This is a genomic window from Bacillus ectoiniformans (assembly GCF_016908875.1).
GTDB lineage: Bacteria > Bacillota > Bacilli > Bacillales > Domibacillaceae > Bacillus_BX > Bacillus_BX ectoiniformans.
In genome coordinates, this window is the sequence record NZ_JAFBES010000007.1 from 15,191 (window position 1) to 28,760 (window position 13,570).

Here is a 13,570-nt window from a genome sequence, read left to right on the forward strand (position 1 = left end):
TTTGTAGTATAATGGACTAGGTTTTATTACATAAAAAGGCGGATTTTTTTATGAAAATATCAATAAAAAATCTATTGAAAGTAGTTTTAGTTGTTTATTTAATGGGTATATTATCAGGTTGCGGATTAATTGTCAGCACTGCCTCGTTAGATGTACCAATGGAGCAGATTGATAAACATATTACGCAGTCTGCGGATCTATCAGACTTAAAAACAGGAAATTTCCTTAAATTAAAACAATTTTACGGGGTCACGAGAGAAGAGGTTGACGAATTTACATTGTATCGGGCACCTTCCAACATTCGTGCAGACGAAACAGTTGTCATTAAAGTAAAAGACCCTGCACAAGTGGAGATCGTTAAAGAAAAGCTGATCAAAAGGGTCGATCAAAAAGCAGTCAGCTTCAAAGACTATCTGCCAGAAGAATATTATTTAATTGAGAATTATCAAATGAATGTCCAAGGTACGTATATTCTACTAACGATATCTAAGGATGCCGATTCAATCGTACAGGCATTTCAGCAATCTTTTAAACAATAAGCGTTATTCGGCTTGTCAGCGAAGCCGAATTTTTTTGTGATTTTCTATAGATAAGGTGGGAAAGAAGTGGTTTTCAGCAGCCTGCTGTTTATTTTTGTGTTTTTACCAACGATATTAACTGTATATTATTTATCACCAAGGTTTCTGAAAAACTTTGTGATATTTATAGGAAGCTTGGTTTTTTACGCATGGGGCGAGCCGGTGTATATTGTTCTGATGCTGTTTATTTCTGTGTTCGATTACATAAATGGCCGTCTCATTGAAAAGAATCGGGACAATAAAAAGACAGCCCGCTTCATCTTGATCATGTCGATTACGGTTGACCTCTTGATCCTTGGCTTTTTTAAATATTTTGGTTTTGCCGTGGCCAACATCAGCGCACTGTTCGACCTCAACGTTATGGCCAAAGAACTTCCGCTTCCCATTGGGATCTCCTTTTACACATTTCAGTCGATTTCGTATGTAGTGGACGTGTATCGCGGCAACGTGAAAGCGCAAAAGAATTATATTTCTTATGGAACCTACGTGACGATGTTTCCTCAATTGGTTGCGGGACCGATCATCAAATATATTGATGTTTCTAAAGAGATTAACAACCGGAAAGAAAGTGTCGTCCTGTTCGGGGAAGGGGTTATGCTTTTCATTATCGGTCTTTCTAAAAAAGTGCTTCTAGCCAATAATATTGGGCTAGTGTGGACAAGTGTGAAGTCAACTCCGATGGATGAGGTGTCTGTATTAACCGCTTGGATTGGTATTTTAGCGTTTACATTCCAGATCTACTTTGATTTCAGCGGCTATTCTGATATGGCTAGAGGGCTTGGGAAAATGTTCGGATTTAACTTTATGCTGAACTTTAATTATCCATATATCTCAAGAAGTGTCACAGAATTTTGGAGAAGGTGGCATATTTCTTTAGGTACGTGGTTTAGGGAGTATGTATATATTCCGCTTGGTGGAAACCGCCGCGGGGCGCTGAATCAATACCGAAACTTATTCGTTGTTTGGTTTTTGACCGGGTTTTGGCACGGGGCCAGCTGGAATTTCGTTGTGTGGGGGTTGTATTTCGGCTTGTTCGTGACCATTGAAAAGATCTTTCTATTAAAATGGTTTGAAAAACTGCCGGCGTTTGCTGGGAGAATGTATACGATGCTGATTGTCATTATTGGCTGGGTGTTTTTTGAATACGATGTGCTGTCGGATGGGCTGAACTATATTGCTCTTATGTTCGGTTTAGCCGGAAATCCGTTCGTCGATTCTCACGCCATCTACTATTTATATACAAATGCTCTTTTATTTATTGCTTTAATTGTGTGTTCGACGCCCTTTCTTAGAAATATCGCGTGGAAGTTTCAAGAGAAGGCTAAATTCACGAGCGGATTCGCGACTCCTGTGGTCTTTACGGTGCTGCTGTTCTTATGTGTCGCATTTCTCGTTACCTTAAGCTACAATCCGTTTTTGTATTTTAGATTCTAGCTTGAATGAGGTGTTCAATTGAGTAGATTAAAATGGTTTCAACGATATATGGTAAGCTTATGCATGCTTTTATTTATTTTAGGGGTCGTTTTATTAAATGTGTCGACGCCTGACCGGGCTTTTTCTGATTCGGAAAATCGGGTGCTGGCGCAAAAGCCAGAGTTCACATTTGCTGGACTTTTTTCTGGAACGTACACGGAGGATTACGAGAAGTATTTATCAGATCAGTTCTCCATGAAAGATTTCTGGATGGGAGTCAAGACCGGTCTGGAAGAAAGAATTGGCAAGCAAGAATATAATGGCGTTTACCTCGGCGGAGACGGTTATTTGCTGCAAGGTTATCAGCATCCTGATGAAGAAAGTTTGCAGGACAAAATTAAGGCATACAATTCTTTTCAAAAGCTGACGCCGGAAGTAAATAAATATTTTATGCTTGTTCCGACTGCAACAGAAGTGTACAAGGATCATTTGCCTCCTTATGCCCCTGTGGATAGCCAAATGGAACTCATTAATCGTGTGACACAAGCATTAGATGAAAAAATTAAAGTTGTCGACGTGTCAGATACACTTTTATCTCATAAAAATGAAGAGCTTTTTTATAAGACGGATCATCATTGGCGAACAATTGGCGCTTATTATGCCTATCGAAAATTTATGAAACAAACGGGAGAGGAGCCGCTTGCAGAACGAGATTTTATGGCAGAAAGCGCTGCGGCAGATTTTTATGGATCGCTGTATTCGAAAAGTGGAATTAAGAATATAAGTCCAGACAGCATTCATCTGTATCACCCGAAACAACCGAAGGAAAGCAGGATGGAATATACGGATGCAGAAGGCAAAGTCCAGACGCACCACTCGCTTTATTTCCCGGAAAATTTAAAGAAAAAAGACAAATATACGGTGTTTCTAAATGGAAATCATCCGCTTGTCAAAATCAGTACAGACGGCGTGCCGAAGAAAAAGCTATTAATAATTAAGGATTCTTACGCGAATACGCTGATTCCTTTTTTAACCAATCATTACAGTGAGATTTTCGTTGTCGATCTTCGGTTTTATGGGGATAACTTAACGGAACTGATGCAAAAAAATCAGTTGAACGAGATGTTGTTTCTTTATAACGTTAACACATTTACCGAGGATGCCTCGGTTCAAAGTCTAGTTGATTATATAGATATGGATTTCATCGAAGCAGAGCAAGAACGAAAGAAAGAAGAAGCTAGACTGGCTGCGCAAAAAGCGGCACTGAAAGAAAGTATGACGCCTAGATATAACTTTAAAGAGTATTTTGCCCAAGATGTATTTATGGGAGACTCAATTACTGAAGCGGTTTCTCATTATGAAATATTGAATATGCCAAACGTCAACGCCAAAATGGGAATTAATATTAATGAAGCGGCGCGTGAGATTCCGAAGATAAAAGTCAAAAATCCTCGAAATATTTATTTACTGTACGGGGTGAATGACATGGATGATCGGATGCCGATCGATTGGTTCACTGGCCAATACCGGACTCTTGTGAGGATGACGAAAGCCCGTTATCCTAATGCTAGAATCTATGTGCAATCGGTTCTTCCAGTGGAACCAGCGGTGGAAAAAAGGACACCGCATACAAACAATGCGTTTATTAATCAATGCAATGCGGCACTTGAAAAGATGGCGGCTGAAGAGAAAGTGAACTATGTAAATATCAATCAATTAGTCACATTCGAACTAGAAGGAATCTATGAAGGCGACGGTAAACATTTCAAACGGCCGTTTTATAATATGTGGTTCAACTTCATGGTTGAACATACTGGCGGCGGGGAATAGGAAAAACGCAACATTATAGTAGACGGACACCATTCATGATGAGTGGTGTTTTTTTCTATGATGGAGATTTTCTATTAGAGAAGTGAGCTGGTAGATGGCGGAAATTGGCTGATAAATGGCAAAGCGCCGATGGAACTCCGGAAACCGCCGATAGAAGGCCAAAACCCGCCGTTAGACCCACTCTGAGTAGTTTGCTTATCAAGAAATATGGTATGCTTTTTAAAAAAGAGCGAGGTTTGCGGATGTTTAAGCAATGGATGGTGCAAATGAGAGAAAAAATTTGGCTCACTCCGGCCATATACAGTTTGTTGGCAACGCTTTTAGCTACAGTGGTCGCACTCGTCGACTTCTTCTGGACGTTAAAGCTGGATCGGGTGCTGCCGTCCATATTTGTGACGGAGATTGAACTCGCTCAAACGATTTTAAGTGGATTGGCTGCATCGTTGCTAACGATGACCACCTTTACTTTTTCTACTATTATGATCGTCTTGACAACGTATGCGTCTCAATTTTCTCCAAGAACAATTAAGAATTTTATGAATGACCGCATGACACTGCGCGTGCTTGGAATCTTTATCGGTGGGTTTATTTATCCAACGTTATCACTGTTATTCATGAGAAATTCCCTTGAGGGGCAGTCTGTCATTGCCGGAGTAGTTGGGGTGATTGTGGCCATTGTTTGTCTGTTCTTCTTCGCGATTTTCATCCATCATGTCGCGACGAATATTCAGGTTAGTAATTTAGTCAATCGGCTGGCGGAGGATGCTGATGAAGTAATTGAGCATTATAGAAAGCAATTGAATGAACAACAAACTGTACCTTTCCATAAAGAAGATTGGCAGGTGCCTGATTCTTCCTTTCGAGTGCTGGCGCAATCGTATGGGTATATTCAATCGGTGGATTTACAGAGTCTGTTAACGTTAGCTGCTAAACACGAGCTCTATATTGAAGTCAATGAAACGATCGGCTGTTATGTTCACGAAATGACGCCGTTTTTAACTGTTTATGCAGAGAATGAACGTCTATTGTCAGCAAAAGAAATCGACTTTTGTTCCTGTTTTCTCATTGGCAAAGAGAGAGATGTTCATCAAGATCCAGTCTTTGCCCTGCAAAAGATAGTTGAAGTCGCATTGAGAGCAATCTCTCCAGGCATTAATGATCCGAACACGGCGAATGACTGTATTCGTCATTTAGGCAGATTAATTGGTGATATCAGTTACCTGCCGGATGATGGGTGGGTGTGCCTCGACCATGAAAATAGAGCACGCATTCGCTGGAAGATTCCCGCATTTAAAGAAGTCATTTATAAAACCTACTATCAGCTACGGTATTATGGGAAAGAAGACATTTCAGTTATTCTCGCTTTGCTGGATTCACTGGACTATGCGAAGGAGCGGGCGCCTGAATCAAGAAAGTCCATCATTACTAATACTAGAACAAATGTGATTAAACAAATTGACTTCGATCAGCTAGGAGCAGCCGACCGTGATTATTTAGTGAGAAAGCTGGAGTGAAAGGTGCCAGACCCCCTGTGCGTTGACGCATTAACGCACCGGGGGTCTGGCACCTTTTTTGACTTTACAATTAGTCCTCCACCAATTCATGACATTTTGGGCATGAAATAAATGAATCCTCTGTGTGAAAGCCGACAAATCCATGTGTAAGTTCTTGCAGCTCCCAAATCGTCTCCCATTCCACTTCAAATTCATATTGGCAAGGCTTGCAGTAAAAGCTGCACGTGCCAAAGTCTTCTTTCTTCTGTTTCTTTTTTCTTTGTTTACGCTGGTTTTTAACGATCATTGCTCTCTCCTTTTTTCATTGCTTTATCTAGTTCATTTATTAAAGGGGAACTTACAGCAGATCTAATTAAGTTTAAACGTTCTTAAAAAATTTTTCATCCTTTGGAGGCTATATAGCTGAGGTGGTATAATGACTGAAAAGAAATCCAAGGAGCGGGTAGTGTTTATGGATGAAATGAAAGAAATACGCTGGAAGCAACGATTTGAAAATTTTGAAAAATCTTATATGCTGCTGGAAAAGTACGCTGAATTAGAAGTGAAAAATGAACTAGAGAGAGCGGGTATTATTCAATTTTTTGAAATGACGATTGAATTAAGCTGGAAAGTTTTAAAAGATTATCTGGAAGCCCAAGGGTACGTGATTAAAACTCCGAGAGAAAGTATTAAGCAAGCTTTTCAAATTGAACTGATCGTAGATGGACACGGGTGGTTAGAAGCATTGTCTAAACGAAATTTAACTTCACATACCTATGATGATGAACTTGCAGAAAAGCTAGTAAAAGAAATTAAGCGACATTACCTGCCTCTGTTAAAACATTTGTACAACAAATTAAAAGAGGAGTTATAATAATGTTTGGTTTATTAGAGCGAGACATTCGATATATCAAACAGGCATTAGGCTCTTTTGATGAAATTGAGCGTGCCGTTATTTTTGGCAGCCGAGCAATGGGAAATTATAAGAAAGGCTCAGATGTGGATCTGGCGATTATAGGGACTCGAATCACACCAGAAGTACTGTATGGTTTAACGGAACTTTTAAATGAGGAATATCCATTGCCGTATTTCTTTGATATTCTCGACTATCATACAATTTCAAACCAAAAGTTAATTGAACATATTGACCAAGAAGGAAAAGAAATCTATATAAAGAGTTAAAGTGCTTTTTACAAGTGCCTGCTTCACTGTTGCAGTAAATTATGACTGCAGCAGTGGGCAGGCATTTTGTATGCTTACTGATTTCTTTTATACATGATACAATTTTAAAAAAGAGAATCGGAGGAATAAAGCGTGGCAATCGGACGGAATGAACCATGCCCATGTGGCAGTGGCAAGAAATATAAGCAGTGCTGTTTGAAAAAGGAAAAGGTAGTGGAACTTGGGCAAGTGAAGCGCGATCATTTTTTTCAGATGAAGCAAAAGCTGAGTGAACGATTAGCTGAGAAAGTGATTGGTTATTATTCTTTTCAGGAGTATCAGTCGCTCATGAACAATTTTAAGAAACGGACAGGCGTCCGTGACATCCCAGATGGTTATGCGCATCACTGGCTGATGTTTTTTTACCGGCATCCTGCGTTTAATGGTTTGCGAGGGATTGAGTGGTTTAACAAAAATTGGGGCCAAAGAGACGAACCGGCGCTAAGAAGAATGGCACAAACGTGGGAATCACTCGTGCCGCGCTTGATTCAGCATGTGGATTATGATCAAAATGGTGTGGTGGTAGAGGATCTGTTTACGAATGACCGTTTCCATATGCCTTACTGTGAAACATTGTTTGAATATCAGCCTTGGGCCGGCACATTTTGCTTATTAGAGGAATTGGATGGCAGCTATTATATGAACGGTGTAACCGCGATCGTAGGACCAGACCATTTGCACAGGGCTGAAGATCACCTGAAGAGTCATCTACAGGAAACTGGTGAGTCTTATGAAAGTGCAGCAATTGATCTCTTTCCAGAACTGACTGGCGAACTATTAAGGAAGCGGGTGTTGAAAGAGGGAGAAGCACATGAAGTAGTAAGTTCTACGCTCTATTATTCTATGGATGATGTCGATGCAGTCATGAGTGAAGTTCACCGCACAGGCCGTTTGGAAATGAATGAGTGGGATGGCCACAGCGGCAAAGGCGGTCTTGTGTCACAACGCTATCGATATGAAGATAATTTGGCTAAGGGTTCCGTGTATTTGGATGAAGTGGATGGGATCATTGAGATAGAGGAAAGTCAGCTGACATTTCAATCGTTTCACTCTAAGGCAATAGCCGACTTTGAACATTTATTAAGCAATATTCCGCAAGCACATCATGTGAAAACGGAGGAAGAGCGTAAAATGCTGCCGGTCAAAGTTCAAGCGAGCTCCTACAGCATCGCAATGGATGAGGGGGTTCCACCGGTTTTTACCCAATTTGCTCATAAAATGCTTCTATTGAAAGAACTCGATCTGCCGCTTCCCCAGTTTAAAGGAAAATCACCGGCAGAGATGGCTGCTTTAAAGAAATATTTCGAACTTGAGCGCTGGGTGCAATCACATGAATATGCGAGCTTCCATGCAACTAAACGGGAAACACCACAAAAGTGGACAGCCGATTTTAATCAATTAAGAAAGGCGTTAAACTTGCCGCTTTCACCGTTTACGACCCTTCGTGAGCAAAGAGAGTCCAGGCTGATTCAGCTCACTGAGGACATTCATTGGTCGCAGGATGAGATTCTGATGTGGGAAGAATTGGGTCTCCCTGCTCATGAAAGGCAAAGCCCTTATGCTCGCGATTTATTAACATTTTTCCAAGAAAAAGGGGCGGGGAGATCCCCGAATACGTTTTATAAATACCGTCTTGGCGTCGAGGTGCTTTCTTTCTTTTTCGTAGAAGAAGAGATTGGTCAGCCGCAACACTTAACGGCTGATCAATGGGCAGCCCTGATTTCTTATTACTATTTAGAATTTAATTCAGATGCGACGCATAATCAGGCAAAGGGCTTCTTCACGGCAGTGAAAAGCTTTGCGGCGTGGCTTGACCGCACATATGGAACGAAGCATGGACCGGTGGTGAAGCAGCTTGTGAAAGAAATGGAACCAGATATTTTAGGGGCGATTACCATTCTTGAAACATACACTCCGTATCGTGAGCGAAGGTACGACTTTGGTCCAAGTATGGGCGAGTTTCGCCGGGTGTTTGAATCAGGAGAGATTCCGGCTGTTACTGAGAAAGGCTATTTCCGAGTGCAATCAGTGACTTCAACTTATATGAATCTAGTGAAAATAGGTGAAGCTGGCCGTAAATATAAAACAACAATAAAAAAAGAAGTTCGGTCTCTCATGCAGCCTGGGATGACTATAGCAGGAAAACTGTCTCAAAAAACGAATTGGAAGGTCTACAGTATCGAGACCGTCTACCCGAAACAAGCCGCTCCTTATATAGATTTTCTTGAATAAAATAATTGCACCCATGCCTTAATAGTTAAAACTCTTAAGGGGTGGGTGTTTTTTTAATGATAATGTTAGTGATGTGTACAAAGAATAATTTGTTGAGTTGAAAAGGTAAATTGTTGATAGATGGCGAATAGTCACTAGAAGTTCAGGACTCGCTGATAGAACCTTTCCGGCTAGTCAATAGACTGTTTCTCTTTTAAACTAAACAACAAACCCGTTCATCATCCATCACCGTCTGAGCAATATACGAATATTGTCGGAAATTGTTGCAATTTTCACTAAATTGTAGGTTAATAGAACTATATAGATCATTTTTAATTAGAAGGGGGAGAGTGTATGAATCCTACTAAGTGGCGACGTCTCCTAAGATTAACGACATTGAAAAGGCAATTATCCTTTTGGATGGTTTCCCTGTTTTTAGCTACAGGGGCGGTCATTATCACGGCATTAATTATTGTCTCCGATTACGGGCGCCGCGAAGAAGTGGTTCAGCAGCTCTCAGAAACGATGAAAACCCAGCAGTATTTTATAGATAATTGGCTTGAGAAACGGATGGAGGCTGTGGAGTATTTAGCTGCCCTTCCAGCGGTGAGGCTAAAGGATTACAACCAGCTAGAAGATGCGATGCAGACCTTTGCGAATAGCCAAAGTGAGTTTGATGCGATTGTTTTTATGAACGATCAAGGTGTGACAGAAATTGACACAAAGAGGCTTCCGGGAATTGACTTATCGGATCGCGATTATTTTAAAGCCGCGAAACAAGGTGAGAGCATGATCACAGATATATTTGTTGCGCGTGCCACCAATGCCCCCCTATTTATCTTATCTGTACCGGCCTATGATCTCCAAGGCAAGTTTTATGGTGTCCTATTCGGCGCTATTACGCTTGAAACGATTAATGGATTAGTGAATGGGCTTAGTTTCGGAAAGACAGGCGAGACCTATCTCATTAATAAAGATGGAACCATGCTTACTAGACCCACTCATTACGAAGCAGCCACACCAGAAGAATTCTATCGAAACCCGCCCCATTTAACCACTCATATATATGATCGAATCATTAAAAAGGAAGACCCCATCTATAGACGAGCCTATACGAATTACCAAAGTGAAACAGTTCTTGGTTCCTATCATAAAATTATTCAAAAAGATTGGTACATTATTGGCGAAATAAAAAAAGAAGAAGTCCTGCTTCCTTTCTGGAGAATGGTGTCAGCTGTAGTTGGTGCATTGATTGTCGCATTATTGATTTTTTACGGCATCTTGATGTTAATGTTCCGAGAAATATATTTGCCTCTCGCTCATTTATTAAATGGCACGAAACGGATGGCAGATGGACAATTTAATTACCGCGTGGAAGACGCCATTATTGAAGGATCTGCTTCGGAATTTCAGGAATTATGCCATTCGTACAACCAAATGGCGACCACCATTGAGCAGTACACGAATAAAATAGAAGAAAGCGAAAACCGCTATAAAGTTTTAGTAGAGTCTGCGCCAGAAGCGATCGGTGTTCATAAAAATGACCGAGTGATCTTTATTAATGAGCAGACTATACAAATGCTAGGAGCAGAGACGTCAGCAGATATCGTTGGGCGTTATATTCAAGAATTTATCCATCCCGAATCGGTGGAAAAATTCAAGGAGACAAGAGCGCAATATCAGAATTATAAACTGGATGTTAAGCTTTGCAGAGTGGATGATACTGTAATTGAAGCAGAGGTCTCTGTTGCGCAAATTATTTATGAAGGAGAAGCGGCTACCCAATTTATTATTCGTAACGTTACAGAACAAAGACGGATGCAGGAAGAGCTTCGTCAAAGCCGTGAACGATATTTAGCCGTCATCAACCAGACGAAGGAAGTGATTTTCCAATTAGATTTAACGGGAAAATTTATGTTTATGAACTATTACTGGAGTGATCTGACAGGTTATAAGGTGGAGGAAAGTTTAGGTTGCAGCGTGTTCGATTATTTAGCAAAAGAAAGTCAAGCAAAGGCTAAGCAAACGTTTCACCAGCTTGTTTCTCATAAGAAAGATGAATGCCGGGAAGAGTTTCAAATTGTAACAGAATCAGGCGAAGTGAAATGGATAGAAGTCACAGCCTCCCTTCGCTTTAATTCAGAAGGAGAAGTTGAAGGTGTAGCTGGAGTCATGTACGATATGACCGTTCGAAAAGAAGCGGAACAACAATTAAAGAAAGCCAATGAGATTTTAAGTAACTTATCTATGATCGATGGACTGACAGAAATTCCAAACCGCCGCACGTTTGACCTGCGATTGAAAGAAGAATGGAGCCGTTCCGCACGTACATCGCAGCCGGTTTCGTTAATTATGCTTGATATTGATCATTTTAAAATCTATAACGATACGTACGGCCACCAAGGTGGAGATCAGTGTTTAAAGCAAATTGCGAAGGAAATTCAGTCCACATTAAAGCGGCCTGGTGATATAGCTGCAAGGTATGGAGGAGAAGAGTTTGCGGTCATACTACCGAATACTGCTGAGGAAGGCGCGTGTCTTGTAGCAGAAGCGATTCGGACGAATATAGTGAAATTGGCCATCCCGCATATTCATTCGAAAGTCAAACCGTATGTGACGATCAGTGCTGGTGTAACAACTCTCATGCCCACTCCCTATTTGTCAGTGAACGACCTAGTGAGGCTCGCAGATAAAGCTTTATACCACTCCAAAGAATCCGGCAGAAATCAATGGCATTTTAAAGGCAGAGAGAATGAGAGAGAATAAGAAGGTGCCAGACCCCCGGCGCGTTAATGCGTCACAGCGCCGGGGGTCTGGCACCTTGTTTAATTTTGTCGAGGGCTTTTCATTGTATGGTGAACGGACAGGTACTACAATAATGAAATGAAGATGAAAGGGATATTGGGTTTAAAGGAGTTTATATGTTGAAGCATTTGTTTAGTTTATTGTTGCTTTTAGGTGTAGCGGGAGTGATTTTTATGTTCTCTTCACAAACCTATGAGGAGCAGTCACTCGTTCCGCTTTTGCAAAAGCTGTTACCTGGGGAACCGCTTGCTGGTGTATTATCACAAGTGGAAGTATCCTATTGGGGCAAGCTGATTTCAGTTGAAACAAAAGGATATTACTATTTTATAGAATTTTTTATCCGCAAGTTTGCCCATGTGTTCCTGTTCGGCTGTCTGGCAGTCGCTTTATTTCGAGTAGTTGTCTATTGGCGCCCGAGGCGAATCACGTTAGCTATAGGAATCGCTTTAATAGGAACAGGTCTCTATGCGGCCTTTGATGAATTCCATCAATTACTGACCGGCGGCCGGACTCCACTCGTCAATGACGTCTTTCTCGACTTCATCGGAGCAGCGCTGGCATTGGTGCTTTATGTGCCGGTTTACTTAATAAGAAGAAAAAGAAAAAAACGGAATTAATATGTTAGCTCAGAGCGATAAGGCTCTGAGCTTTTTTGCATGACAAGCTTGGCTTACATGTTTAAAGTTTTTGAAAGCAAATAATACAGCCGCGTGAGTGGAAAAAAGTGTCCTGAAAAACAATAACCGTGTGCTGGAGGCGAAGAAACGTAGCGAAAGCGAAAAAAACGATTGCGGGAGCGAAAAAGAGTATCTCGAAAGCGAAAAAACTAGCCGCAAGAGCGAACAACCGTCCACCGAAAGACTAAGTCTTGAAAGCTACTAATCCACGTATATAATACAACTAGTCCATTGGAATCATTTCTATATTTACCACTATTTTCTTGTATTAGAAAAATAGATTTATATGATAATATAATGTCAGAAAATGAATAAAATTGGCTAATAACTAGCCCTTTAATAATATTTTCCTAAAAGAAACTAGAGAGGAAGAATACAATGAACAAACATTTCTCAAAATTTTTAGCGGCTTCTGTCACAGCGGCGGTAGTAGCTACTGCGGCATTGCCTGCATCTGCTGCATCAATTACGTTTAAGGATGAAAACCTTTTCGGAAGTCATTCGGAAAATATTTATATTGCGGCGGAGCGAGGGTTAGTTAAAGGAGTCAATGGCTACTTTAACCCTAACAATAATATTACTCGCGGCCAAGTGGTGAAAACATTAGCTCGCTATATTGAAGAAACGTATGGCGAAATTGATACATCTGCTACCGCTCCATTTAAAGATGTTACTAGTGCGCATCCGGACCAAGAATTATACAAGGCTTCTCTTGTGGTAAAAGAATTTGAAGTGTTTAATGGAGTCAATAACAGCTTACTGCCTAATAACCAAATTTCACGACAAGCCATGGCGAAGGTGCTCGTTGAAGCATTCGGACTTTATGAGTACATCAATGAAGACAGCCAAGTAGTCATTACAGATTTAGAACAAGCGGATGAGTGGGCAAGAGAGTATATCGAAAAGCTTGCTGAGCTTGAAATTACAACGGTTTCTGCCTTTAAGCCAAAAGCCAATGTCAGCCGCGCGCAATATGCTTCATTCCTCGTTCGTACAATTGAAGGAGTAGAGTGGGCGGAAGAGTTTGAAGTGATCGGAGTAGATAGTGTGACGGTTAACCAAGGTGAGGCACCCGTGCTTCCTGAAACCGTTACTTTCCGCTACAATGATGGCTATGAAGTTGAATTGCCAGTGTCTTGGGATAAAGTTGATACGTCACAACCAGGTGTTTACGAAGTCAAGGGTTCAGTGGACGAAACAGGACATGAAGTAGCTATTCAAGTCACAGTTACTCAATAAATAGCGAAAGGAGAATCTAATCAAATGGATTCTCCTTTTTTGTGTTTGAAAGCGGCAGTTTGGAAAGAATGGTATTCATAATGGTAAAATTAAACTTCATTTA

At 40.9% G+C, this 13,570-nt stretch carries 11 protein-coding genes; 10 read left to right on the top strand and 1 reads right to left on the bottom strand.

The annotated features are described in order from the left end of the window. The first annotated feature begins 50 nt into the window (after positions 1-50). From JOC78_RS10840 to JOC78_RS10855, 4 genes are all read left to right on the top strand, one after another. Positions 51-539 carry a DUF4358 domain-containing protein gene (locus JOC78_RS10840; RefSeq protein WP_204555536.1) on the top strand — a complete coding sequence of 163 codons (489 nt, stop codon included), beginning with the start codon at positions 51-53 and terminating at the stop codon, positions 537-539. Between the two features lie 66 nt (positions 540-605). After that, entirely contained in the window at positions 606-2,012 is a 1,407-nt protein-coding gene (locus JOC78_RS10845) for an MBOAT family O-acyltransferase (RefSeq protein WP_204555538.1), read from the top strand. An 18-nt stretch (positions 2,013-2,030) separates the two neighbouring features. Further along, positions 2,031-3,821: a DHHW family protein gene (locus JOC78_RS10850; RefSeq protein WP_204555540.1), complete on the top strand. Its 1,791-nt coding sequence runs from the start codon at positions 2,031-2,033 to the stop codon at positions 3,819-3,821. A 242-nt stretch (positions 3,822-4,063) separates the two neighbouring features. Then, a complete protein-coding gene (locus JOC78_RS10855; RefSeq protein WP_204555542.1) occupies positions 4,064-5,335 on the top strand; it encodes a DUF2254 domain-containing protein in 1,272 nt (423 codons plus the stop codon). A 70-nt stretch (positions 5,336-5,405) separates the two neighbouring features. Here the strand turns inward: JOC78_RS10855 and JOC78_RS10860 are convergent, their stop codons facing one another. After that, a complete protein-coding gene (locus tag JOC78_RS10860; protein ID WP_204555544.1) occupies positions 5,406-5,621 on the bottom strand; it encodes a hypothetical protein in 216 nt (71 codons plus the stop codon). Positions 5,622-5,750: 129 nt separating this feature from the next. Here JOC78_RS10860 and JOC78_RS10865 point away from each other — a divergent pair, with 129 nt between their 5' ends. The 6 genes from JOC78_RS10865 to JOC78_RS10890 all read left to right on the top strand — a co-directional run bounded on the left by JOC78_RS10865 (position 5,751) and on the right by JOC78_RS10890 (position 13,467). Next, positions 5,751-6,188, top strand: a complete 438-nt coding sequence (locus JOC78_RS10865; protein ID WP_239587120.1) for a nucleotidyltransferase substrate binding protein — start codon at positions 5,751-5,753, stop codon at positions 6,186-6,188. Between the two features lie 2 nt (positions 6,189-6,190). Further along, entirely contained in the window at positions 6,191-6,496 is a 306-nt protein-coding gene (locus JOC78_RS10870) for a nucleotidyltransferase domain-containing protein (RefSeq protein WP_204555546.1), read from the top strand. Between the two features lie 132 nt (positions 6,497-6,628). Further along, positions 6,629-8,767 carry an SEC-C metal-binding domain-containing protein gene (locus tag JOC78_RS10875; protein WP_204555548.1) on the top strand — a complete coding sequence of 713 codons (2,139 nt, stop codon included), beginning with the start codon at positions 6,629-6,631 and terminating at the stop codon, positions 8,765-8,767. A 333-nt stretch (positions 8,768-9,100) separates the two neighbouring features. Beyond that, positions 9,101-11,512 carry a diguanylate cyclase domain-containing protein gene (locus JOC78_RS10880; protein ID WP_204555563.1) on the top strand — a complete coding sequence of 804 codons (2,412 nt, stop codon included), beginning with the start codon at positions 9,101-9,103 and terminating at the stop codon, positions 11,510-11,512. 155 nt (positions 11,513-11,667) lie between these two features. After that, positions 11,668-12,168: a VanZ family protein gene (locus JOC78_RS10885; protein ID WP_204555565.1), complete on the top strand. Its 501-nt coding sequence runs from the start codon at positions 11,668-11,670 to the stop codon at positions 12,166-12,168. A 438-nt stretch (positions 12,169-12,606) separates the two neighbouring features. Then, positions 12,607-13,467 (top strand): S-layer homology domain-containing protein, encoded by an 861-nt coding sequence (locus JOC78_RS10890; RefSeq protein ID WP_204555567.1) that lies wholly within the window; start codon positions 12,607-12,609, stop codon positions 13,465-13,467. Positions 13,468-13,570 lie beyond the last annotated feature (103 nt).